Annotated in this window: 18 protein-coding genes and 1 pseudogene; 11 read left to right on the forward strand and 8 right to left on the reverse strand. The window is 63.4% G+C overall.

Features of this window, described 5'->3' with window-relative positions; translation table 11 throughout:
* The first annotated feature begins 7 nt into the window (after positions 1–7).
* Together G7007_RS00520 and G7007_RS00525 are read left to right on the forward strand one after the other, a co-directional pair.
* A complete protein-coding gene (locus G7007_RS00520) occupies positions 8–406 on the forward strand; it encodes a heme-binding protein (RefSeq protein WP_181098598.1) in 399 nt (132 codons plus the stop codon).
* A 44-nt stretch (positions 407–450) separates the two neighbouring features.
* Positions 451–2,628: a malate synthase G gene (locus tag G7007_RS00525; RefSeq protein WP_181098600.1), complete on the forward strand. Its 2,178-nt coding sequence runs from the start codon at positions 451–453 to the stop codon at positions 2,626–2,628.
* Between the two features lie 307 nt (positions 2,629–2,935).
* Here G7007_RS00525 and G7007_RS00530 read toward each other — a convergent pair whose 3' ends face one another.
* The 8 genes and pseudogenes from G7007_RS00530 to vasI all read right to left on the reverse strand — a co-directional run bounded on the left by G7007_RS00530 (position 2,936) and on the right by vasI (position 15,842).
* Complete coding sequence (locus G7007_RS00530) at positions 2,936–5,338, reverse strand: TonB-dependent receptor (protein ID WP_181098602.1); 2,403 nt, start codon at positions 5,336–5,338, stop codon at positions 2,936–2,938.
* 66 nt (positions 5,339–5,404) lie between these two features.
* Complete coding sequence (locus G7007_RS00535) at positions 5,405–6,370, reverse strand: FecR domain-containing protein (RefSeq protein ID WP_181098604.1); 966 nt, start codon at positions 6,368–6,370, stop codon at positions 5,405–5,407.
* On the reverse strand, positions 6,367–6,876 hold the full coding sequence (locus tag G7007_RS00540; protein ID WP_181098606.1) for a sigma-70 family RNA polymerase sigma factor: 510 nt from the start codon (positions 6,874–6,876) through the stop codon (positions 6,367–6,369). Before G7007_RS00540 ends, G7007_RS00535 begins: the two co-directional genes overlap by 4 nt.
* A 128-nt stretch (positions 6,877–7,004) precedes the next feature.
* A complete protein-coding gene (locus G7007_RS00545; RefSeq protein ID WP_181098608.1) occupies positions 7,005–9,191 on the reverse strand; it encodes a TonB-dependent receptor in 2,187 nt (728 codons plus the stop codon).
* Between the two features lie 139 nt (positions 9,192–9,330).
* Positions 9,331–10,101 carry a sulfite exporter TauE/SafE family protein gene (locus tag G7007_RS00550; RefSeq protein WP_308852277.1) on the reverse strand — a complete coding sequence of 257 codons (771 nt, stop codon included), beginning with the start codon at positions 10,099–10,101 and terminating at the stop codon, positions 9,331–9,333.
* 46 nt (positions 10,102–10,147) lie between these two features.
* Positions 10,148–13,753 (reverse strand): annotated as a pseudogene (tssM, locus tag G7007_RS00555) (type VI secretion system membrane subunit TssM).
* The gene (tssA, locus tag G7007_RS00560) at positions 13,753–15,222 is read right to left on the reverse strand and encodes a type VI secretion system protein TssA (protein ID WP_181098615.1); all 1,470 of its coding nucleotides are present in this window, start codon (positions 15,220–15,222) and stop codon (positions 13,753–13,755) included. Before tssA ends, tssM begins: the two are co-directional and overlap by 1 nt.
* Positions 15,210–15,842 (reverse strand): type VI secretion system-associated protein VasI, encoded by a 633-nt coding sequence (gene vasI / locus G7007_RS00565; RefSeq protein ID WP_181098617.1) that lies wholly within the window; start codon positions 15,840–15,842, stop codon positions 15,210–15,212. The genes tssA and vasI overlap by 13 nt, the downstream gene beginning before the upstream one ends.
* A 302-nt stretch (positions 15,843–16,144) precedes the next feature.
* Between vasI and tssB the strand changes: the two genes are divergently transcribed.
* From tssB to icmH, 9 genes are read left to right on the forward strand one after another with little or no spacing between them, the layout of a single operon-like run.
* Positions 16,145–16,648 carry a type VI secretion system contractile sheath small subunit gene (gene tssB / locus G7007_RS00570; RefSeq protein ID WP_181098622.1) on the forward strand — a complete coding sequence of 168 codons (504 nt, stop codon included), beginning with the start codon at positions 16,145–16,147 and terminating at the stop codon, positions 16,646–16,648.
* A 14-nt stretch (positions 16,649–16,662) separates the two neighbouring features.
* The gene (gene tssC, locus G7007_RS00575) at positions 16,663–18,153 is read left to right on the forward strand and encodes a type VI secretion system contractile sheath large subunit (RefSeq protein ID WP_181098623.1); all 1,491 of its coding nucleotides are present in this window, start codon (positions 16,663–16,665) and stop codon (positions 18,151–18,153) included.
* Positions 18,150–18,560, forward strand: coding sequence for a type VI secretion system baseplate subunit TssE (tssE, locus tag G7007_RS00580; protein WP_181098624.1), 411 nt, complete (start codon positions 18,150–18,152; stop codon positions 18,558–18,560). The genes tssC and tssE overlap by 4 nt, the downstream gene beginning before the upstream one ends.
* Before the next feature lie 3 nt (positions 18,561–18,563).
* Complete coding sequence (tssF, locus tag G7007_RS00585; protein WP_181098625.1) at positions 18,564–20,330, forward strand: type VI secretion system baseplate subunit TssF; 1,767 nt, start codon at positions 18,564–18,566, stop codon at positions 20,328–20,330.
* Positions 20,294–21,310 (forward strand): type VI secretion system baseplate subunit TssG, encoded by a 1,017-nt coding sequence (gene tssG / locus G7007_RS00590; protein WP_181098626.1) that lies wholly within the window; start codon positions 20,294–20,296, stop codon positions 21,308–21,310. The genes tssF and tssG overlap by 37 nt, the downstream gene beginning before the upstream one ends.
* Positions 21,307–21,870, forward strand: a complete 564-nt coding sequence (locus G7007_RS00595) for an FHA domain-containing protein (RefSeq protein ID WP_181098627.1) — start codon at positions 21,307–21,309, stop codon at positions 21,868–21,870. Before tssG ends, G7007_RS00595 begins: the two co-directional genes overlap by 4 nt.
* The gene (gene tssJ / locus G7007_RS00600) at positions 21,867–22,661 is read left to right on the forward strand and encodes a type VI secretion system lipoprotein TssJ (protein ID WP_375139467.1); all 795 of its coding nucleotides are present in this window, start codon (positions 21,867–21,869) and stop codon (positions 22,659–22,661) included. Before G7007_RS00595 ends, tssJ begins: the two co-directional genes overlap by 4 nt.
* Positions 22,662–22,710: 49 nt before the next feature.
* The gene (tssK, locus tag G7007_RS00605; protein ID WP_181098628.1) at positions 22,711–24,048 is read left to right on the forward strand and encodes a type VI secretion system baseplate subunit TssK; all 1,338 of its coding nucleotides are present in this window, start codon (positions 22,711–22,713) and stop codon (positions 24,046–24,048) included.
* A gap of 19 nt (positions 24,049–24,067) precedes the next feature.
* Positions 24,068–24,919 (forward strand): type IVB secretion system protein IcmH/DotU, encoded by an 852-nt coding sequence (icmH, locus tag G7007_RS00610; RefSeq protein ID WP_375139470.1) that lies wholly within the window; start codon positions 24,068–24,070, stop codon positions 24,917–24,919.
* Positions 24,920–25,034: the final 115 nt, after the last annotated feature.

The following is a 25,034-nucleotide window of genomic DNA, read 5'->3' on the forward strand; positions in this document are numbered from 1 at the left end:
GCTTGTCATGCAGCGCAAAGCCGTACTGGAATGCATCGACATCACCCGCCTTCTGGCGGCCGCCCGCGAAGAAGCGCACCGGCACGGCTGGGCCGTGAGCATCGCCGTGGTCGACGAGGGTGGCCACCCTCTGGCCCTGGAGCGGCTCGATGGCTGCGCGCCGATCGCCGCCTACATCGCCACCGAGAAAGCCCGCAGCGCGGCGCTGGGCCGGCGTGACACCAAAGGCTATGAAGACATGGTCAATGCAGGCCGCACGGCGTTCGTCAGTGCTCCGCTGCTGACCTCGCTGGAAGGCGGGTTGCCGGTGCGCGTGGACGGCCAGGTGATCGCGGCGGTCGGCGTGTCCGGTGTCAAGGCCGAGCAGGATGCCCAGGTCGCGGCGGCGGCCGTCGCGGCCCTGTGAGCGGCAACCGATTTCAACCCGATGTGAAGGAACGGAGACTTTTCATGAGCGAACGCATCACCTGCCACCGCCTGGGCGTGGCCAGCACCCTCAAGCGGTTCATCGACACCGAGGTGCTGCCCGGCACCGGCCTCGACCCGGCGACGTTCTGGGTCGAACTCGACGAACTGGTCCACACCCTGACGCCGCGCAACCGCGCGCTGCTGGCCGAGCGCGACCGTCTGCAGACCGAGCTGGACGCCTGGCACCGTGCCCACCCTGGTCCGGTAGAGGACCTGGATGCCTACCAGCGTCACTTGCAGACCATCGGGTACCTGCAGCCGGTGCCCGACCGGGTGCAGGTGCGCACGGCCAATGTGGACCGCGAGATCACCGTGCAGGCCGGCCCGCAACTGGTGGTGCCGGTGATGAACGCCCGCTATGCGCTCAATGCCGCCAATGCCCGGTGGGGCTCGCTGTACGATGCCCTGTACGGCACCGATGTGATCCCCCGCGACCCGCAGGCAGACGCCACGCGCGGCTACGATCCGGCCCGCGGCGCCCAGGTGATCGCCTTCGCCCGCGCGTTTCTGGACCACACCTTCCCGCTCGAGACGGCCTCCCATACCGAGGCCACGGCCTACACGGTCTCGCAGGGGCAGTTGCAGGTCACCCTGAACGATGGTCGCCAGGTCGGGCTGCGCGAGACAGCGCAGTTCGTCGGTCACCAGGGCGAGGCGTCGGCGCCCTCTGCCGTGCTGCTGGTGCATCACGACCTGCACGTGGAGATCCAGATCGACCCTGCCAGCGCCATTGGCGCGAGTGACCGGGCCGGGGTCAAGGACCTGCTGCTGGAAGCGGCGCTGACCACCATCATGGACTGCGAGGATTCGGTGGCGGCCGTCGATGCCGAGGACAAGGTGCTCGTCTACCGCAACTGGCTGGGCCTGATGAAGGGCGACCTGTCCGAGGCGATCAGCAAGGGCGGGCAGTCGTTCACCCGCACCTTGGCGGCCGACCGGCACTACCACGGCCACGACGGTGCGCCGCTGACCCTGCCGGGGCGCTCGCTGCTGTTCGTGCGCAACGTCGGCCACCTGATGACCACCCCGGCCATCGTCGACGAGCAGGGCCAGCCGATTCCAGAGGGTCTGCTCGACACCGTGGTCACCAGCCTGGCGGCGCTGCACGACCTGCGCCGCCGGGGCAACTCGCGCACCGGGAGTGTCTACATCGTCAAGCCGAAGATGCACGGCCCGGCCGAGGTCGCCTTCGCCGCCGAGCTGTTCGACCGTGTCGAAGACCTGCTACGGCTGCCTCGCCATACCGTGAAGATGGGCATCATGGACGAGGAGCGGCGTACCAGCGTCAACCTCAAGGCCTGCATCGCCGAGGCCGCCGACCGGGTGGTGTTCATCAATACCGGTTTTCTCGACCGCACCGGCGACGAAATGCACACGGCCATGGAAGCCGGTGCGATGCTGCGCAAGGGCGACATGAAAGCCACGCCGTGGATTCAGGCCTACGAGCGCAACAATGTCAGGGTAGGCCTGAGCTGCGGGCTGCGCGGGCATGGGCAGATCGGCAAGGGCATGTGGGCGATGCCGGACCTGATGGCGGCCATGCTCGACCAGAAGATCGCCCACCCCCAGGCTGGGGCCAGCACCGCCTGGGTCCCCTCCCCCACGGCCGCCACCCTGCATGCCTTGCACTATCACCAGGTGGACGTGCGCCAGGTACAGGTCGCGCTGGAACGCGAGACGCCGGACGCGCAGCACGATGACCTGTGGCGTGACCTGTTGAAGGTCCCCGTCAGCCCCTCGCCGCGCTGGAGCGCCGAGGAGATCCAGGCCGAGTTGGACAACAACTGCCAGGGCATCCTGGGGTATGTGGTGCGTTGGGTCGAGCATGGCGTGGGCTGCTCGAAGGTGCCGGACATCCATGACGTGGGTCTGATGGAAGACCGCGCGACCCTGCGCATCTCGGCGCAGCACATCGCCAACTGGCTGCACCATGGCGTGGTCAGTGCCGAGCAGGTGCACGCCACCTTGACACGCATGGCACGTGTGGTGGATGGCCAGAACGCCGGAGACCCCAGCTATCGACCGATGGCCACCGACGGCGAGCGCTCCCATGCGTTTCGGGCAGCGTGCGACCTGGTGTTCAAGGGGCGTGAGCAGCCTAGTGGGTACACTGAGCCGTTGCTGCATGCGTGGCGCGTGAGGTTTAAGCGGGAGGCGTGAAGGGTCCTGCCCTTGCGCCTTTGCAAAACTGTTGGCCCTGTCGCGACCCGGCAGGGCTGCACAGGTTGGTCGACATCGCTGATCTGACAGCTCGACGCATCACCTTGTGGGACTTGCCCGCGATGCAGGCGGTGACGGACCGGACGCCATCGCGGGCAAGCCCGCTCCCACACAGGCCTGTGACAGCCGGTCTCTTCGCGGCGTGTTCATGGGTGTTTGGACTGCATGACTGATCTGGTCGATCGACGCAGTGGGTGGGGCTGTGTGAAAGCGCTGAAGACCCGTGTCGGACCGCAGCGCTGATGGGTCAGAACCCTACCGTCGCCGACAGCAGGTACGTCCGTGGTGTCGACAGGGTCAGCCCTGGTTCGCTGTCATCCGGCGCGCCTGCCGAACTCCAGTAGTAGTCGTTCAGCACGTTCTCGACGCTCGCACGCAAGGTCACGTCCTTTTGCTCGACCTTGAAGGCATACCGCGCGCCCACGTCGAAACGCGTCGAGGCATCGATCCGCTTGCTGTTGGCTTGGTCCAGGTACTGTGAACCGGTGTAGATTCCGCGTCCGGTCAGGGTCAGGCCGTTGACACCGGGCACGTCCCACTCGGCGCCCAGGTTGACGTTGTATTCAGGTGTGGCCGGCGCGCGGTTGCCGTCGAACGTGCCGTTGACGGTCCCAGTGAGCTGGCTGTCGATGTACATCACCCCGCCCAGCACGCGCACGCCGCTGACCGGCTCGCCGAAAACGGTCAGCTCGACGCCGTCGTTGCGTCGCTTGCCATTGGGGCCGAACACCCGCGAGGTGGCGTTGGTCTCGTAGGCCGGCTGCTTGATGCGAAACACGCTGGCGGTGAACGCCACATCGCCCAGGTCGTACTTGGCGCCGACTTCGACCTGGCGGCTCACGAACGGCGGGAAGATCTCGTCCTCGTTGATCGACACCGACGGCGCGATCTTGCCTTGGCTCAGACCTTCCATGTAGTTGGCGTAGACCGACAGCTGGTCGCTGACCTTGTACAGCAGGCCACCGGAGGGCGAGACCTTTTCCTCGTCGTAGGCCGTGTCGCCCTTGATGCCGTCCTCCCAGTCATCGACCTTGACCCGCTGCCAGCGCGCGCCCAGGGTCAGTTGCAGGCGGTCCTCGAAGAAGCCCAGGGTGTCGCTCAGCGCCACGCCGCTGAAGCGGTTTTCCGTGTAGACCTTGGAATCGAGTCGGGTGGGGAGGGTCGGTGTGATTGTCTCTACGGGGTGGTATAAGTTGCTGCGCACCGTGGCGTAACGGCCGCCGCCATTGGTGAAGTCCATGTAGAAATGCGTGGCCGAAAGGTTCACCTCATGGCTCACCGACCCCGTCTGGAACCAGTTGCGCACGCCGAACGTGGCCGTGCGCACGCGCTCGTCGCGGGTGAAGTCGCGTGGCTGGACGTTGAAGTCACCGGCATCGTTGATCACCGACACGGCATGGCGCAGGAAATCGTGGTCGCTCTTGCGGGCACCGACACCGCCGTAGAGCATGACCGCGTCGCTGAGGTCGTATTCGCCGTGCACGGCAGCGAAGGTGTCTTCGGTACGGGCCTTGCTCCAGGGCTGGGCATAGTTGTGGCGTACATCGTCAGCCTTGGGCACCTTGGCGTTGGCGCCGATCAGCACGCGCTCCTGGGGGGCGTCGGTATCGCGCTCGGTATGGCCGATGTCGGTCGATAGGCGCAGACGCTCGCCGCGAAAGTCCAGCCCGAGCACGGCCATGTCGCGGTTCACACGCTGATGATCCCATTCGGTGTCGCCCGACTGCTTGACGCCGTTGAAGCGGATGCCGAACTGGTCGCCCTCACCGAAGCGCCTGCCTACATCCACCGCCGCGCCGACCTGCCCTTCGGAGGCATAACTGGTGGTGAATTCGGTGATCGGGGTGTCGGTGGCACGTTTGGGCACCACGTTGATGCCGCCGCCGACGCTGCCGCGGGGCGAGATGCCGTTGATCAGCTGGCTCGGGCCTTTGATGATGTCCACCCGTTCGGCCATGGCCATGTCGATGGTGTAGGTCGGCAGGATGCCGTACAGGCCGTTGTAGGACACGTCACTGTTGTACAGGCTCAGGCCGCGGATGGTGAACTGCTCGAAGCGTCCGCCTGCCGGGTTGGTGGCGCGCACCGAGGGGTCGCTGGCGATCAGGTCGCCCAGGGTGCGGGCCTGCTGATTCTGCACGGCCTGCTGGGTGTAGGTGATCACGCTGAACGGAGTGTCCATGAAATCGCGCGCGCCTAGCAGTCCTTGCCCGCTCTTGCGTGCCACCTGGCCGCCCGCATAGGCCTGGCCCTCGGTGGTGGCGCCCGCGCCGAGGATCGAGGTCGGCGCCAGTTCAACGCCGCTACCCTCGGGCGCCGGGGCCAACGTGTAGGCCTGCGCACCGAGCGGGACCAGTTGCAACCCTGAGCCCTGCAACAGCTGGGTGAAGCCTTCCTCGATCGCGAACTCGCCCGACAGACCGGCGCTGCGCCGCCCCTCGACCAGCGCGGGGTCGACGGAGATGTCGACGCTGGCCTGGCCGGCGAAACGGGTCAGGGCCACGCCGAGGGTGCCTGCGGGTACGGCGTAGGCGCGCCGGGCCGAAGGTTCGGCCCAGGCATCGGTCATGAACAAGGGGCTGGTACTGAGCGTCAGCAGCAGGCTGGCGCGCAACAGGGGACGCAGGGACAGGGCACGAACGGCGGACATGGCGGAGGACTCTCGTTGTTTTGCTCTTGCCTGGAATGACCGACGAGATGAAAAAAGGGGACAGCCTCACGTCATCTTTTTTGCAGCGCCCTGTCCCTTGGGCACCAGGGTGACCCAATAGCGCGTACGCGCCTGCACCTCCAGTGGCAACGTGGCGGCCAGCAGTGCCAGGACGCGGTCGGTGTCGTCGAGCCTGAAGCTGCCCGTCACCCGTAGCCGTTCCAGGGCCGGGTCCCAGCGCAACAACCCTGGCCGATAACGTGACAGCTCCCGCAACAGATCGCCCAAAGGCTGATTCTGTACGCTCAACACGGCCTCGCGCCAGCCCGGCAAGGCGACGTCGAACGTACGGGCCTGCCCTGCCCCTTCACGGTCCAGGTCGACCTGCTGCCCGGCGAGCAACGTCAGCCCCGGTCCTGCCAGGGGGGACACCTGGACGCTGCCGGCGACCACCGAAACCTGGCACTGCTCATGCGCCAGGCGAACGCAGACATCGGCCTGACTGACCTTGAGGCGACCGTAATCGGTCTCGACACGCCATGTGGCACCGGCGAGCACGCGCAGGCCCAGCTCGCCGCGGATCAGCGTGACCTGTCGAGCGGTCTGATCAAGGTTCGCTGCGCTGTCGGTATTCAGGTGCAGCACGCTGCCATCGGCCAGGACCCGTCGGCTCTGCTCACCGACGGCGGTACGCAGGTCGGTGCCCCAGGTTTCCAGCGGCCACTGCCTGTTCGCCAGCCAGGCGCTGGGCAGCAGCACCAGGGCACCCAAGGCACCTTTGAGCACATGACGTCGGGTCGCGCCGGGGCGGTCGAGGGTGGCCATAGCCAGGCCGCTGGGCAGTGCGGCGAAGCGCTGACGCAAGTGCTGGGCCTTCTGCCATGCCTGCTCGTGGGCAGCGTCCTGCTCGCGCCACTGGCGCAGGCGTGCGTGATCCTGCTCGCTGGCCTGGCCGGATTCGAGCAACGCCAGCCAGCGCGCGGCGCTACGGATGACATCGCGCGCCGCGTCCGACGTGGTCGCTCGGCTCACAGGTCCGCCAGCAGGCAATGCTCGTAGGCCTGGGCCATGTAGCGTTTGACGGTCCGTTCGGAGACGGCCAAGCGCTCGGCGATGGCGCGATAGCCCAGGCCATCGAGCTGGCTCCAGAGAAACGCCCGGCGCACGGCCGACGGCAATCCGTCCAGCAGTGCATCGAGGGCATGCAGCGTTTCCAGCAGCAACCAGCGCTGCTCGGGGGACGGCACGCTGTCTTCCGGCAACCGCGCCAACGCGTCCAGGTAAGCCTGTTCGAGGCTGCGACGCTGGTGGAAGGTACTCAGCAGACGCTTGCCGATCGTGACCAGGTAGGCACGCGGTTCGCGCAGGTCGGCCAGCGATTGCGTGCTGCACAGTACCTTCACGAAGGCGTCCTGGCTCAAGTCGGCGGCATCCCAGGCATTGCCCAGGCGTCGGCGCAACCAGCTCTCCAGCCAACTGTGGTGGTCGCGGTAGAGCGTCTGCACCGTCTGCGGCGGAAGCGTCTCTGCTGGAGTCATGACAGGAGCCTTGGACAAGGGTGGCAGCAAATGAGAGTGATTCTAATTATTGCCACGCACGCCGTCCATGCCCCCGCGCGACACGACGCAGGGTCTGGAAGCCCTGCGCGCATGTGATCGTCGCTCGATCAGAAGTCGATCGTGCCGGAGAACTTCACCAGCCGCGGGTCACCCTGGGTCAGGTAGCCGCCGTTGGCCGACGCCCAGTAGTTCTTGTCCGTGAGGTTTTCGACGTTCACCCGCAAGGTGAGGTCCTTCTCGGCCACGCGCATCGTGTAGCGGGCACCGGCGTCGAAGCGGTTCCAGGTCGGCAGGCTGAGGGTGTTGGCAGCATCGACGAACTGGCCGCCCGTGCGCAACATGCGCGCGTTGAGCGCCAGGCCAGGGACGCCGGGCACGTCCCAGTCGACGCTGGCATTGAGCTGGAAGGTCGGCACGCCGATGGCATGGTTGCCGTCGTTGGCGCCGTTGGCGGTGTTCTTCTGCTCCGAGGTCATGCGGGTGCCGCCGGCCATCACGCGAAGACCTTCGAGGGGCTCGCCGAAGAGGCTGAGCTCGAGGCCTTTGTTGATCTGCTCGCCGTCGCGGATGTAGCGGTCACCCGAGGTATAGCCGTCGGATGGTTTTTCGATGCGGAACACGGCCAGGCTGGCGCCGTAGGTCTGCCGGTCGAACTTGATGCCCGCCTCGAGTTGCTTGGTACGGCCCGGGGGGAACATTTCGCCGACATTGACGACGTTGGCAGGCGCGGTCGGCCCCTGGGCCAGGCCTTCGATACGGTTGGCGTAGAGCGAGACGCTGTCGGTGGGTTTGAACACCAGGCCGTAGACCGGCGTGGTGATGCCTTCGTCGTAGGGCTCGCCACTGCGGCTACCGTCGCGATAAGGGCGCGAAGCCGTCACCGGGAAGGTGCCGTCGTAGTAGTAGTTCTCGACACGCAGTTGTTGACGGCGAATGCCGTAGGTCAGCAGCAAACGGTCGTCGAACAGGCCAACCGTGTCGGACAGCGCGATGCTGCGGTTGCGCGTCTTGGCGGTGACCCCGGGATCCCCCATATCGCCACCCGTGCTGGTCGGAACCGTGGGTTTGGCGAATGCAACGCCGTCGTAGATGTTGGTAGGGCGTGCGCCGTAGAACACGTAGGCGTTTTCGGCCTGGGTCCAGAGCATGCTGGCGCCGAGGGCAATCTGATGACTGACCGCACCCGTTTGCAGGCGCCCGTTGAGGCCTGCACTGAAACTGGTGTTGTCTTCACCATGAACGATATCGGAGGCGGTGATGTTCGCCGCGCCACTGTTGCTGGTCAGCACCGGCGTCCCGTACGTACCTTGCTCGCGCGTATGCCGCGCGCCACCGGCCAGGTAGGCGGTCCAGCTGTCGTTCAGGTCCCACTCGCCGCGCAGCATGCCGAAGGTGTCTTCCGACTCGCTGTAGCTCCAGGCCTGCCCGTAGTTATGGCTGGCATCCGGTGCGGTCGGCACCTGGGTGGCGGTGCCGGGGCGCACCGAGTTGCGCAGGTGGTTGATGCGCTGCTTCTGGTAACCGAAGTCGGTGGACACCCGCATGCCGTCACCCCGGTAATCGAGCCCGGCGACGAACAGCTTGGTGCGTTGATCCTGGTCATCGATCGCTGTCTCACCTTCGCGTTGGCTGAGGTTCAGGCGCGCGCCGAAGCGATTGTCCTCGCCGAAGCGCTGGCCGATGTCCAGATGCTCGCCGATGCGCCCATCGGTGCTGATGTCCTGGGTGTAGCGGCGCGTGGGCACGTCGTCGGCGCGCTTGGGCTGCAGGTTGACGTTGCCGCCCAGGCCGCTGCCGGTTGGGCTGACGCCGTTGAGAAAGGCGTTCGGCCCCTTGAACACCTCGACCCGCTCGACGCCGTCGGTGGACATGATCTGCCGCGGCAGAATGCCGTACAGCCCGTTGAACGAAATGTCATCCCCCGCCAATGGCAGGCCGCGGATCACGAACACCTTGGCCTGGTTGCCGAAGCCGAAGGACTCGCGCACCGAGGGGTCGTTGGCCAAGACGTCACCGATGTCCTCGGCCTGCTGGTCCTCGATCACCTTGGCGGTGTAGCTGGTGAGCGAGAACGGCACGTCCATGTTGTCTTGGTTGCCGAGTACGCCCAGTTGGCCGCCGCGGGCCACCTGGCCGCCTGCGAAAGCGTCGGGCAGTGTGCTCGGGGTACGCTTGAACGCGTCGGCATTGACGTCCGTCGCTTCCAGTTCGAGAGGTTCGGCGGCGTTGGCCATCAGGGTGGCCGAACAGCAAAACGCGAGCAGGGTCGGGCGTGACGGGAAGCGAGAGGCCATCGTACGGGTCCTGGAAAAGGTCAACGGGCGGGGGCGTGAATGGTAATGCCTCGCAACTGTGAACGGCAAGCATTGGCATCAGAGTTGCAACGTGTGTCGCGCGGTGGGGGCCAATCAACGTGCGAGGTGCAAGGTGGCTTCATACCCAGAACAGCGAAACGCCCATGCGCACGATCAGCGCCACCAGCAGCACCAGGAACAGCACACGAATCACCCCGCTGCCGTAGCGCAGCGCAATGAAGGCGCCCATGACGGCCCCGGCCATGTTGCACACCCCGACCAGCCCGCCGATCAGCCACAGCACATGACCGGACGGCGCGAAGAACAGCAGCGCGGCGCTGAAGGTGCCCAGGTTGATGAGCTTCGCCGAGGCCGAGGCGTTGAGGAAGTCGAAGCCGAAGACGCGGACGAACACGAACAGCAGCAGGCTGCCGCTGCCCGGGCCGAAGACACCGTCGTAGAAACCGATCGCGGCGCCGAAGCCGATACCGGCCCACAGCCTGCCGACGCCGTAACGCGGGTGGGCGTGCAGGCGTCCCAGGTCCTTCTTGATGAAGGTGTAGATCGCCATGATCACCAGCAGAACGAAAACGGCGTATTGCATGAGGGCCTTTGGAATCAGCGCGACGGACAGCGCGCCCAGGTAGGCGAACAGGAACGCGGCCACGAACATGGGCAGCAGCAGCCACCAGACCAGCGTCACCCGTTTCAGGTAACGCGGCAGTGCGGCCACGCTGCCCATCCAGACCGCCAACTTGTTGGTGCCGAAGACCGTCGCCAGGCTGGTACCGGGCAAGGCGTGCATGAGGGCTGGCAGCTGGATGAGCCCTCCCCCGCCGACGGCGGCGTCGATGAGACCGCCGCAGAAGGCAAAGAAGGCTAGCAGGATCAGCGCAGCATCGATCGTCACGTGAAGGTGTCCATCGTGCGGGCGGCCTGTCTTTGGGCACGTCTTCTCACAATGCCACGCGCGCCACATGTTCGGGTAGCTGCAACAACCCACGCGGCAACTGGAAGTCCTTGAACGGTTGCTGGGTGATGGGGTTGAACGCCTTTTCAGCATTGAGGCGATAACGCATCACACCGTCGCCCGCCTTGAAACTCAGGTCCACGCTGGTGGCGGTCCGCCCATTGAGCGCACCGCGGCTGAGCAGGCGGAACATGGACCAGGGCCCACGGTGCTCCAGGCTACCGCTGTTGCCATTCTGCCTGAGCAACGTCAGGTTGCTGCGCACCTGTCGGCCCAGGGTGTTGGGCCAGACGACCCCGGTGATCTGACTGGGTCCATGGGTATAGGCGATCAGTTGCCCATCGAGGTCCAGCAAGCTGGTACGTTGATTGGTGCTCAACCCCAAGGGCTCGATGCTGAATTGCACACTCAGATTGCCGCGTTGATCGAAGAACGTTTCTCGAATGCGCTCTGCCCGTTCCAGCTACTCGATCACATCGCGGCGAATCAAGGACTGCCCTGGCTGGCCGGTATGGAAGGCCTCGAGATTGTCCTGCAGGAAGACCTTCAGGTACTGGTCATGAAACCGCTGCAGCCGTCCCTTGGGACCGAAGAACGCTTCGAAGTCCTCCAAGGAGGCGTCGGGCGCTTGGGCAGAGAATGGATAGCGCCCTGCCAGGCGCTGCTGGAAGAACCCATAGACATCGGCATCCCAGCGCCGATCCAGCTCGCGTAACGCCTCGATGTTCAAGACCTGGGCCGTCTGATCGGCCACTTTGCTGATGTACCGATCGAGTGGCGCAGGCAAGCCCGTGGCCATGCGCTGCAACGCGCTGATCGGATCGTGCCCGGTCATCGACAAGCGTTGATGGACTGCATGCAGCGCCGCCTTGCCTCGATCCGGGCTGTCCTGAACCGCCTTGGCATAGTCATGTAGGGCGGTCAGGGCCTGCAAGGTCTCGTCGTAATAGCTGGGCTGCTCACCGTTCGATTTCAGCAAGCCGCTCAACCCGACAAAGGCTCTCTGGATGGCCCAAGCATGCTGCTTTCCGGCATCGTCATTGACAGGCTGTATCGCCACGTCGGTTACAGGCTCGACAGAGACCTTCGATGAAAGGGCGGTGTTGTCTCTTACGGTTTCCAGCAACCGGTGCAGAGGCGCCATGGGCCCCGTCAACTGTTGCAAAACCGTGAGGCCATGGGGCAGATCGCGGAAGTCGGTCACCGTGAATGCCTGCAAGGCATGCCGCCAACTATCGATGTAATCGGCACTGTAGAGCGAGCGTAGCCGTTCGGTCAGCGCTTGGCGGTCGCTCGTCGAATAGTCGAGCCGATCCCGTTCGCCCAGTGCCCACTGATCGATCATGGCCATGTCCGTGAAGTGCTGACTGCGCGGTTCGAAATACTCGTTGAAGCCCTTGGCGGTGAGGATGGGTGCCAGCACGATCGCCTGGTCGAACGAGGGGTGGTTGTCCGATGACTGAAACACCATGTCGAAGGCGGGCCCCACCTGATGACGCAGATTCAAACCGGCCTGCACGTGCGTCTGGGCCTGCTGTTTGAGGCTTGCATAGACCCGCTGTGCGAGCGGCACCTCGCGCAGCGTCTGCTGCACCTGCACGACGCGATCACGGTACGGCGACAGATCGGTGTCGGCATAGGCCAAGGCATAGCTCAGGTGCCCCATGAGGCTTCGTTGCAACTGCCCCTGCCCGGGAAACGCCTGTTGCCACTGCTGCGCCATCCAGGCCTCGACCCATTCGGGCCGCCGATTCTGACGGTCCTCCAGCATTCGATAGACCCTGAGCGCCGCAAACTGCTGTGCGCTGCCGGGGGGCGCGGCTTCCATGGCCTCGACCACGCCGCTGGCCAACGCCGGTAGAAAGCGTCTGGACAGCAAGGTCAGGTAGGCCTCATCGACACGGGGGCCGATGGCCCGCCCTTGGTACAACCCGAGATCGGCGACACTTGGCCAAGCCGTGCGATAGTCACCGAATACCGAGACGGCGTCACGGATCTGGTCCAACGGCTCGAGCAGGTTGCGTCCGGTCGGATCCAGGCGCGCATCGACTTCGTGATGACTGAACTCCCTGCTTTTGGCGAGCACGTTGGCGGCCTTGGCGCCATTGAGTTCGAAATAGCGCTGCCAGCCTGCGATGAAGCCGCACAGGACCAACAGGCCTATACCGGCGCTCGCCCACAACAGTCGACGCTTGTGACGTGCCACCTTGACGTTGTCGCCGGCAAGGCCTGACTCCTGATAGACGACACGCTTGAACAAGTGAGGAATGAAATAGACCCGTGACTTGCCCTGGGCCTTGCCTTCGCGCAGAGGGGGCGCCGTTCTGTAAGGCTGCGCCGCTTCGCGCACGAAGGCGTTGAGCACGTCGCCCTGCTGCGTGACGGACGACCAATACACCCCCCGTACCAAGGCAGGTGTGGTGAAACGATCGCCTGCCAAGGTTTCGCGCAAAAAGCCCAGCACGATCGGCCGCAGCCCGGCCAGTTGTGCGTGCAGCGACAGCAGTCGTGCTCGCGCTTCGGCGCTGCCTGACTGCTCGATTCGATCGACGACCTGCTCGAACAGGTGGCGCACCAGTCGCTGGTAGTGCTCGCTGTACTCATCCAGCCAGGCATCGATCGTACTGCGCTCCTCCAGCTTGAACGTGAAACCCAACAGATGCTCGCGCAACGAGGCGGGCATGTCGGCATAAAACGCGTCGAAACCTTCCAGCAGGTCGAACTTGCTCAACACGACATAGACAGGAAGGCGCGTGCCCAACTGGCTGTTCAGTTCGTGCAGACGCGTGCGAAGCAGGTGGGCCAAGGCAATACGGTGTTCGGGTGTGCCGTGCAGCAGCGCAGGCAGGTCGATGACCAGCAAGACGCCGTTGAGCGATTTCTGGCTCCGATGGCGCAGCAGCCACGTCAACAAGTGATGCCACAAGGCGGCCGCGGCTCCGTGAGGCGCGACAGGCTCGGACCTGGTCGGCGGCTCAGCCTCCGGCACTTCACTGTGCGGCTGACTGATAAATGCGCCAGGCGGATCGATGATGACGGCGTCGTCACTGATCCACCAGCCAATCGGGTAGGCGAGCACCTGGGCTGATCGACCGCGTGACTGCACCTGTTCGATACGGGTCAGTGTGAAACGCTGGTCGCTGTGTTCGACGACGCTGGTCTTGCCCGCACCTTCATCGCCCACGACCAGATACCAGGGCAGCCGGTACAGGCCACGCCGTCCACCAGCGTGCTCGAGATACCGCCCGAGCGCCAGGTTCAGCGCTTTCTCTTGCGCGTCAACGAACGGTAGCGTGCGATCCTGCTCAGCGGCAGCGGTCCGGGCGCGTTCTGTCTGTAGATGTCGAACACGACCGCGCAAGACCATGAGCCATGCCAGCAAGGGCACCACGATGAGCACCAGGCTCGCCAGGCCACGCTGGGTGACACTGGCCAATGGCTGATGTCCACGCCACGTCCATTGCGGGCCCAGCCACCAGACTGCAACCACTGTCAGCACAACACCGAGCCCGACCAGCATGGGCACCATGCCGTTCGCACGGCTCATCAGCGCCCTGCGCCCTGCCGCGAGCTGCGTCCATAGTCGATTCATCAGGACTCCCCTTTCACATGGTTGTCAGGCACCAGGGGTGCCCCGTACTGCTGCAGCCGCTGAAAGACCTCTGGCTCCCAGGCGCTGGCGGTCGTCTGTTGCATGGTTCTGGCGACGCTGGCGCACAGGTCCTGCGCCAGCCAGGAGACACCGCGCGCCGCCAGCAGATCAGCCGCAATCACGGTGGTGTGGCAGCGTTCGCGGGGGCTGCCGAGGGCGGTCTGCATGCCCTGCAACTTGAGCAAGACCGGCTCCACCCCACCGGCTTCCATCTGGCTGGCCAGCTCTTCTCGCAGACTGGCGAACGCAGGAGAGGCTGCACCGGAATCGGATGGCCCCGGCATGCCGCGCAGCCAGGCCAGGCACTGATCGTCGACGAACACGGTGCCGTCGCTGAAGCACAGACGTTGCAGAGCAGGCAGACGCTGTATGAAGCGGGCGGTGGTCGCACGGATCGCTTCGGCCACCTCGCCCATCGCCAGCCGCGTGGCCGCAGAGGCTGCCAGGAAACTACCGCGAATCCAGTAGGGGCTCGCTGTCACGCTTTTCTCGATGCGCTGGAGCAGAGCGGCGTCGATCGTGGTCTGCGCCAGGGCTTCTTCATGACCATTGGCGATGTCGGGCGGAATGGCCATCAACTCCGTACGGTCGTCCTGCGTGGCATAAGGCGCAGCCTGGATGTGGGCCCACAGACCGAAGCGCCGGAGCTGATACCCCGTCGGGTCATAGGGGTCTTGCTGGTTGATGCGTTCAGCGAGCGTCAGTAGCGTTCGACGTGTTTCCCTTTCGTGGCCTGGCAGCAGAGGTGGCAGCGGTACAGCCATGACCTCGGGCAGTGGCGCTGCTGCAGGGTGAGGCGCAGCTGGCGCGGTGGTCTCTGCGGGCGTGGCGTCGGCTTCGACGATGGCGAGTGTGCTGTGTCGGTCCAGCAGACGTTCCAGATCACCCAGCAGCGCTGCGTCCAGCTGCAGCGTGCCCTGTAGGCGGTGCAGACATGCCAGCGCGTTGCGTGCCTCGACCACACACGCTTGGCTGTAGGTGGCGCGGTCCAGGCGCGGTAGCGTGTCGATCATCCGGCCCAGCGCCAGGCTGGCCAGCTTGCGCTTGCCCAGAAAGCCTTTGGGTCCGGGCTTGGGGTGGGCCGTTTCCCAATAGCGTTCGAGCAGGCCCACCCACAGCGTCAAGACCGTTGCCCAATGCACCCAGCAGCCGCTGCGCAACCAGACCACGCTCAGGTGGCCCACGATCCGCAGGTGCTTGCACTGGCGCCCTAGGTACTGACATGACGCCTCTTCGATGTAGGCCCAGTCGATCGATGCCTCGTGTAGCCCACCCAGCTTGATCATCTCCTGGTCGATGGCTTGGTAGAGTTCATCCTCAAGGTCGAACAGACCTGCCGGCACCTGAGGGTCGATCGGTGCGAGCAGCTCGGCGAGCGTGCGTTCAGGTGCTCTCGTTACCAGCGACATGCAGTACGGACCTTGTCGATCAAAGCATCCAGCCCATGGGCGTCGAATGTCAGCCCGTTCACGTCCGGGTGATCGCTTTCGACATGAATGCGGCGGGCGCCGATCAGTTGTTTGATCTGCTCGATGCCTGGCAACCCTCGCCCCGCATCGATCACCTGCCCGTTTTCCATCACCTGCCACGGCGTGACGGAGGTTGCACGTGACTCGCCTTGCAACCGCACGCTCACTCGCCCTGCGTCGATGGGCTGCGCCGTCACCAGCTGCAGCCTGGAAATGTTCTGCACACAGCTGATGGCCAGGTAAGCGTGGGGTGGGCCTGATGCGATTGCGGGTGCGGATGCCATCAACCCCTCGCCTGCCTCGCCCAGGCGGAACGTCAGGTCATCGGACGCTCGATCGGCCTCCTGGATCAATACACGGTGCAAGGTCGGTGCGTGCTGCTCGGACGCCGACCACTCTGCGGCGCCGAGCCGAGCCAGCGTTCCCGCTGATCGGTCGAAGCAGGCCAGGCGCTCGAGATTCGACACGACTTGCGAACATTCCTGATTGGAATACGCAGAGCTAGGCAAGCAGTAGAGCAGCAACGCAAAACATGCGCCACAAAGGTATCGGGCCACCATTGTAAGTAATTTCCTACTTGTAACTTCCTACTTTCTACACAACCTACGGCACGCACTTGGCGCACCCGCCTCGTTCAACTCTGAAAGCGATCGAGAGCCTAGCCACAAACACCGAAGACTACAAATAAATATTTACTTACATTCTTCCACTCGACTAACACGCACTACCAGCGGCATGGTTTTAAAGAAACACGCCAACTACACACCGCTCGATGAGAGCACACGCTTAATGCACGGAAACTTCCTACAAACAATGTGAAAAAGTTAGTAGGCATTTCCCACACACTATTAAGGCCCTCGCCATGGCAAAAAGCACAGGCTCCGTCGCGCCCAAAGAACGCGTCAACATCAGGTACGTCCCTGCAACAGGTAACGAGAACGCTGAAATAGAGCTGCCGCACAAGATGCTGGTCCTGGGGGACTTCGGCATGGACGATGACCGACCGCTCGAAGATCGCGCGGCAATGCGCATCGACAAACACACCTTCAACAGCGTGTTGAACGATGCAGGTGTCAACCTGTGCATGGCCGTGCCGTCCCTGCTGGGCGCGCCCTCTGGGGCCGAGCTGGCGGTGCAGCTTCGGTTCACCTCGATCGATGATTTCAGTCCCGACAGGATCGCCCGGCAGGTGCCGGAGCTCAACGCGCTCCTGGAACTGCGCGAAGCCCTGGTCGCCTTGAAAGGCCCCCTAGGCAACGTACCGAAGTTTCGTCAGCAACTGCACCACTTGTTAAGTGACGAACACACGCGCAAACAACTCGCCCAGGAACTTGACGTGGTACTTGAAGCGCCTGCCCCACACTGACAACGGAGCGTCCCATGCCAACGTCGACGAACACGATACCCGTTACTGACACACTGGCCGATACCTCGAGCACGCCCAACTTGCTCGACCAGATCATGGCACAGACGCAACTGTCACCTATGCAAGAGGGCTATTCCATTGCCCGTCAAGGTGTCGTCGCCTTTATCACTCATTTGCTCAACAGTCATGATCCAGATCAACTGATCAATAAACATCGCGCCGATCAAATGATCGCCGAGTTGGACCGTCTTCTCAGCCGGCAAATGGATGCCATTCTGCATCAACCGGCGTTCCAGGCACTTGAAGCCGCCTGGCGCAGCTTGAAACTTCTGGTCGACCGTACAGATTTTCGTGAAAACATACAGCTTGAGGTATTGCATGTCAGCAAAGCCGACTTGCTGGATGACTTCGACAATGCAGCCGACATCACCTGCAGTGGCCTCTACAAGCATGTCTACACCACAGGTTACGGCCAATTCGGTGGCGAGCCGGTGGCGGCCATGGTCGGCAACTACACGTTCGGCCCTTCCTCCCCGGACATCAAGCTGCTGAGCTACGTGGCGTCCGTGGGGGCCATGTCGCATGCACCCTTCATTGCAGCGCCCTCCCCCGAATTCTTCAATCTCACCAGCTTCGAGGAACTGCCCAATCTCAAGGAGATCGGCGATCTGTTCGCCGGCCCTCGACACGCCAAGTGGCGTGCCTTGCGCGAAAGCGAAGATGCGCGCTACGTGGCGCTCACCGTGCCCCGTTTCATGCTCCGCTCCGCCTACCATCCTCAAGAGCAGTCGATCGAGTCGTTCCATTACGAAGAAGACATCGACGGGTGCCATGATCGCTACCTGTGGGGCAACTCGGCGTTCCTGCTGGCCAGTTGCATCAATGACAGTTTTGCCCGTTATCGCTGGTGCCCGAACATCATCGGACCTCAATCGGGCGGTGCCGTCGACGACCTGCCGGTGCATGTGTACGAAGCGCTCGGCCAATTGCAGGCCAAGATTCCGACCGAGGTGCTGATTTCCGATCGCAAGGAGTTCGAGCTGGCCGAACAAGGCTTCATCGCCTTGACGATGCGCAAGGGTAGCGACAACGCCGCTTTCTTCTCCGCCAACTCCGTACAGAAACCCAAGACGTTTCCCAAGACGCTGGAAGGGCTGCAAGCCCAGGTCAATTACAAACTGGGAACGCAGCTCCCCTACCTGTTCATCGTCAACCGACTGGCTCATTACATCAAGGTGATGCAGCGCGAGCAGATCGGCAGCTGGAAAGAGCGTCGCGACCTGGAATCGGAGCTGAACACGTGGATCAAGCAGTACGTTGCCGACCAGGAGAACCCGTCTGCCGACGTGCGCAGTCGTCGTCCTCTTCGGGCTGCCAGGATCGAGGTGTCCGAGGTGGCAGGCGATCCAGGTTGGTACCAAGTCTCTCTGGCCGTACGTCCGCACTTCAAATACATGGGCGCGCATTTCGAGATTGCTCTGGTCGGGCGGCTCGATACGCAATGACAGGGCTTTTCGAACGCCTGCGCCTGGCTCCAGATACCCCTCGAACGCTGTCAAGGCAAGAGCATCCGGACCGGAAACTCAGGGCCATCAAGCGCCACCTCGAGACCGTACTCAACGCGCGCCAGGGTTGCTCTCAGAGCAGCCCTGAGTTGGGCCTGCATGATTTCAACGGCCATGACGTGAATCGCGGCGAGCTGCTTTCGCAGGTGGGCGCCGACATCCGTCGGATGCTGCAACGTTTCGAACCGCGCATCCACGTACGGGCGCTCAAGGCAATGCCTGACGGTCACGCGCCCCTGGATTTGCATTTCAGGCTCGACTGTCACGTGCGAGTGAATCATCAACTCGAAGCCTTCCAGCTGGAGCTGCTCGTCAGTGGGCACGACCGCTATACGCGTGTGAGGTGAACCATGTCGCTCAAGGATCGATTCAGCGAAGAACTGCGTTACCTGCATGAGCTGGGAAGCGACTTCGCGCACGACAACCCCCAGCTCGCCCGCCTGCTGGGGCAGGAAGGCAGCGACCCAGACGTGCATCGGTTGCTGGAAGCCTTCGCCTTCCTGACGGCCAAGCTACGACTCAAGCTCGAAGATGATCTGCCTGAGTTGACACACCCCATGCTGCAACTGCTGTGGCCCAACTATCTGCGCCCGCTTCCAAGTGCCACGATCGTTCAGTTCACGCCCTCCAGGCAATCGCTTAGTCAATCCCAGCACATTCCTAAAGGCTCACGGCTGTTTTCCAAGCCCGTGGATGGGGTGGCCTGTGAATTCCGCACCTGTATGCCGGTAGACCTTCACCCGTTTGGTCTCGACGCGGCCGAAGCCATTCGTACGCTTGGCAGCTCGAAGATCCGTATCGACCTGCACACCCTGGTCGAGCGGCCTTTGAACAGCTTGGACTGTACGCGCCTGGATTTTCATCTGAGCGGTGACACCGGCACGGCACGGACCTTGTATTTGTGGCTTTCCCACTACCTCGATCGTATCGACATCACGATCAATGGCCATGTCCATCGGCTGCCTGCCACCACCCTCGCCTTTCCGGGATTCAGCCCCGAGGAAGCGTTGCTGCCTTATCCGCAGAATGTCTTCGATGGTTATCGAATCCTGCAGGAATACTTCATCTTTGCGCAGCGTTACCACTTTTTCGCCTTGACCGGCCTGAACACCCTCTGGCCTGCCGAATCCAGCCGTTGCGTGACCCTCGACTTTCATTTCACACGGTCTCTGTCCGACACGCTGCGCATCGGCAAGGTGGACTTCAGTCTGTTCTGCACCCCAGCGGTCAATCTGTTTCCCCACAGTGCCGAACCCATCGACCTGTCTGGCGAAGCTGCCGACGTCGAACTCAGGCCTCGAGGCACCCAGCAGCACGCGTATGAGATCTTCAGCGTCGACCATGTGGTCAGCACGCGTACGAGCGCCGGTTCGGAGGCGGGGGAACAGTTGCGCACCTTCCGAGCGTTCGAGTCGTTCGCGCACGAGATCGAACACCTCCAGGGGCGCACGTCGCTGTATTACCGCTGCACGCTCGATGCGTCCCTGCGCGGCGATGGCGTGACCCATCGCATCGCCTTCGTGCGTGCCGATGCCAATGCCTACATCGGCCAGCTGGAGACAGCCTCCATCGACCTGACATGCACCAATCGTGACCTGCCCTTGGCCCTGGGCATCGGCGACATCGACGTACTCACCGAATCCACGCCCCCGTTGATCACCTACAGCAATCTGTGTGCACCAACCCGTCCTTATCGCCCCGTCCTGGACGGCCAGGCGCACTGGGCGCTGATCGCCAACCTGTCGCTCAACTACCTGTCGCTGCTCTCGGTCGACTCCCTCAAGGCCATCATTCGTACCTACGACTTCGCCGCCCTGCATGACCTCCAGCACGCACGGGCCACGCAGAAGCGTCTCGACGGCATTCGCGAGGTGCATACCGCACCGTTGGACTGGCTGATCAAAGGGCAGCCCGTGCGCGGTCTGTGCACGCGGCTAAAGCTGGACCAGACCGCATTTCTCTGCGAAGGCGACCTGTATCTGTTCGGCTGCGTGCTCGCCCACTTTTTCGCCCTGTACGCCAGCATCAACTCCTTCCATCGACTGGAAGTGATCAACATCACCAACAACGAGCACTACACATGGCCCATCCAGACCGGCAAGCAACCGCTGATCTAGCCGATACACTGCTGGCCACTGCGCATCGATACAACTTCTTCCAGTTGCTCGAGCGCTTGCATGGGCTGCATGGCGACAACCTCGAGGCGCGTTGGCCGAATGAGGCCACGAGGCGGCGTGTACGCCTCACCAACGACCCGCGTCTGGTCTTTCCGGTCGCGGACGTCTACAAGGCCGAGCGCATGCCCGCGCAATCCGACCGTTACCGTGTCTGCGCGACCTTCATGGGGCTGCATGGTACGGATTCGCCCTTGCCAGCCTATTACCTGGAACAGGTGGCCTACGAGCATGCCCACGGTCTTGGTCTGCGCCCAGCGTTCTTCGACTTCTTCAACCACTACCTGCTCAACCTGCTGCACCGCATCTGGCGCAAGTACCGCTACTACATTCGCTTTCAACCCGGTGCCCGCGATGGTTTCTCGCGCTACCTCTTCGCCCTGACGGGCCTGAACGACACCCAACGGCATGATGAAACAGCGCTGCCGTGGAGCCGACTGCTCAGCTTCGCAGGCGTGATCGCCAGCAGAAGCCGTGCACCAGGCAGCGTCGCGGGGATCATCGCGCACTGCTTCGACCTGAAGCATGTCCGGATACGAGAGTTCGAAACGCGCAGGGTCACCACAGCCATACCTCAACGTGTGAGCCTGGGCCGACGCAACGGCGAGCTGGGCACGACGTTCCTGGTGGGCAGCCGCACACGCACGCGCAGCAGCAAGTTCACGCTCGTGATCAGCGAACTCGATCATGCGCAGTTGCACGATCTGCTTCCCCACGGTGCCCAATTCGAGCGGTTGCGTGCGCTGATCGATTTTCTGCTGCGCGATGGCCTGGCCTATGACCTGGAACTGCGCCTGAGACGCCATGCGCTGCCCTCTTTTTGCCTGCAACGCCACCAAGGTGCCTACCTGGGCTGGACCAGCTTCCTCGATGAGGCCCGCGCTGAAACCGGCCCTACCGTGCGATTCCGGGGGCGCGCATGAAGACCTTGATCTTGAGCATCGTCGAGCTCGATCCCTTGCAGCGCACCTGCGTCAGCCGGCGCCTGTTCGACTGCACAGGCGGCACGCTGGGCAGCGCAGGTGCTGACTGGCTGCTCGATGACCCTGAGCAGACCATTGCCCCCATCCATTGCGAAATTCGCTGGCTGGAGGGCAGCTTTTGTGTGGTCGACCGCTGTCACCGCACGTTCCTGAACGAAGAACGTGTCAGCCTGGGAGCCGGGTGCGTCAGGCGTCTGCTCGAAGGTGATCAGCTTCGCATCGGACCCTACCGACTACAGGTTCAGCTCTCCCATACCGATGCCCGATCGCTGGAGCAGGTCCTGGGGCATGAACGGTCGCTGTTCGATACCTGGCTGGACGATGCGCCGATCGGCGACTGGCAACCCGCTTCTGCGCCCACTGAGATCAGGGCTGACATCTGCTCGACCTTCGAGGCCGACACCGTGAACGACCCTCTGGTCATGCTCGAGCGGTCATCCCCGTCGCAGCCGTTGTCGCAGCCTGCGCACCACTGGGTGCTGCCGGGAGAATTTGCATGATGCGTTTCCTGCCGACGATCACCCTGCTAGTCATTGTGCTTGGTGTTACAGGATGCACCACGCTGGGCAGGATGAGCCAAGTGGCCTTCGACCCTTCGCTGCCCATCGGCCCGCCTGGGGATCATCCCACCCAGGTGGCATTCAGCATCAACGCCAGCCCGACCCTCAACAGCAACCCACACAGCCTCGAGCCTTCGCCTGCGTGGGAACACATGGTCGAGTCGGATCCCTATGCCATCAGCCAGAGCGCAGGCGATCCCCACGACTTGATCGACGTCCAGATCTCGCTCGGCTGCCAGCAGGATCAGCTCTTCGCGATACCGTCTGCCGTGTCAGACGACGACTTACCTGCAATGCCCGGCCCTGCTCTGCCCGAAACAGGGGCACTTGGCAGCTACGCAGACACGACGGTGCTCTTGACGTTGCCGCGTTCGGCACCCGTCGCGAGCGAGCCGGTCGCGACACCGATGGCCATCAAGATCCTGCAGCTACGTGATGACTCACTGCTGCGCAACAGCCTGTATCAGCCACTGAATGAAGACCCGGCCAAGACGCTGCGCAGCAGCTACGTTCGCGGTGACGATTATCTGCTGCGGCCAGGCCAGTTCAAGTTCGTGCCTTTTGCGCCCTTGGAGCCGGACACCCGCTTCATCGCGGTGATCGGCGATTACCGCAACCAAGAGAACGCCACCTGGCGCCAAGTGCTGCGCGTCCCGCCACGCGGCCACCAGATCGTGCTGTCGGTGCTGGTCAACGACACGCAACTCCTGCTCAAGGAAGAAGACCGATGACACGGATGCGCCCTTTCTCTCCGCTCACCCACGCCGACACGGAGCGCTCATGAGCTCTCGCAACCCCGTTCTCTGGCCCGAAGGCCTGTTCGTCAGGCCGCAACACTTTCAGCAGGCCGCTCGGGCCAGTGAAGCTGCCCTGCATCAACGCCTGTCCAGTCTCGATGCAGACTTCCATGGCTTCAGCGAGCTGCAGCTGAACGACGAATACCTGAGTCTGGGCAAGATCGCCATCACCCGTGCACGAGGCATCATGCCGGATGGCACGGTCTTCGACATACCCGGCGATCTGCCGCCACCACCGCCGCTGGACATTCGTGATGACGGTGCCAAGGACAGCGAGGTCTACCTGTGCCTGCCCCTGCGCAACGAGGGTGGCCGCGAAGTGAGCTGGCCCGAGGACACTGCAGACGTGCGTTACGTCGCCCAGTCACAAGAGATCAAGGACACGCACAGCGCCGATGGCGATCTGGCATCCATCGACGTGGCGGTGCCCAATCTGCAACTCAAGCGCACGACCGAAGACAGCAGCGCCTGCACCCGCCTGGCCCTGGCCCGCATTCTGGAGCGTCGCCAGGATGGCAGCTTGCGATTGGACGAGGACTTCTACCCCACGTGCATCTCGGTACGCGCGGCGCCAGCGCTGTACCGCTTTCTCGAGGAAATCACCCATACCTTGCGTGAACGCGCACGCAACCTGGCCACACGAATCGGTGAATCGGGCCAGTCCGGTATTGCCGACATCCGCGACTTCAACCTGCTTCAGGCCATGAACCGTTGGTGGCCCTGTTTCCAACACCTGGTCAGGCAGCGTCAGACCCATCCCGAGCAGTTGTACCTGTACATGAGCCAAGCCTGTGGCGAGCTGGTGACGTTCACCGACGAAAGCCGGCTACCACCCGTCTATCCAGCGTATCGGCACGACGCCCTGCGTACCTCGTTCAAGCCGTTGCAGGAGACGTTGCGCCGGGCCTTGAGTACGGTCTTGCGCCCACGTGCCGTTTCTCTGCCTTTGGAAACACTGGGCTACGGCGTACTGACCACGACGCTGGACGACCGCCGTCTCATCGAAGATGCCGAATTCATCCTGGCCGTACGTGCCGACCTGCCGCCCCCTGTCTTGCGCCAGACCTTCGTGCAGAAGGCCAAGGTGACCTCTCTGGAGTCGTTGAACGCCCTCGTCCCCCTGCAGTTGCCGGGCATTCCGCTGCTACCGCTGCCCGTGGCGCCGCGCGACCTGCCATTCCATGCCGGTTTCAGCTACTTCGAACTGGACCGACGCGATCCGGCGTGGGCATGCATGAACACCGCTCATGGCTTCGGTATCCATGTCGCTGGGGAGTTCCCGGGACTCGAGCTGCAGCTCTGGGCGATCAGGAACGAATGACATGGAGCCATCGAACATGATGCGTTCTGCCTCGAATGGCACAACAAGCCCGCAACTGCGTTCCACACTGGCAAGGCCCGCGCCCGACAGTCGGCATGAGCCCAGCCTGTCCGCGTCCACCGCGCGCGCCCACTCATCAGCGATCGATCACGAGCGCTACGCAGCCGACCCGGATTTCCAGCTCAGAGGCGTCTACGAGAACCGGATGCTGGACGCTGCGATGCCGTTGTTCGGGTTGGTCATGCGCCTGCGGACCCTGGATGCGCTACCCCACATCGACACTGTCCATCGGCAGGTACGCGCCCAGATCGACAACTTGCAGGCAGAGATGCGCCAGCACGGTTATGAGCCTGCCCAATGGCTGGCCTATTCGTACGGCCTGTGCCTGTACATCGATGAAGCCGTGATGGAGCGGCCCTGGGGCATGAACAGCTGCTGGAGCCAGACCCCTCTGCTCAGCATCTTTCACGATGAAACCTGGGGTGGCGAGAAGGTATTCACCGTGCTCTCCCGGCTGATGCGCGAGCCTCAACGTTACCAGGACGTTCTGGAGTTCATGTACTTCGCGTTGTGCCTGGGCCTGAAGGGCAAGTACGCCATCGCGCCCAAGGGCGAGGAAACCTTGAACGGCTTGATCCACCAGCTTCACGCCATGATTCGCGAAGTGCGTGAGCCCGCGCCGCAGGCTGTCTGCGACCCCTATACCCACGTCGCCGCGCGCAACATGCGCCTGAATCGGCAATGGCCCTGGTGGAGTCCGCTGGCGCTGTGCGGAGTGGCCCTGGGCGCGGCCTATGGGATCTACAGCTACCACCTGCACCTGATCACCACCGAGGTCCTGGCCTCGCTGAACGGCATCCTGTTGCAGTGACCGATTCACGCTCGACGAATTGACGGGGCATTGCTTCGTTGACACGCCATCGATCGCGGTGGCTACGCCACCCCTTGGGTGTGCGTTTTTATCCACTTGGCGCAGGAGAAACTGT

The organism is Pseudomonas entomophila (genome assembly GCF_013523125.1).
Taxonomy (GTDB): Bacteria; Pseudomonadota; Gammaproteobacteria; order Pseudomonadales; family Pseudomonadaceae; genus Aquipseudomonas; species Aquipseudomonas entomophila_B.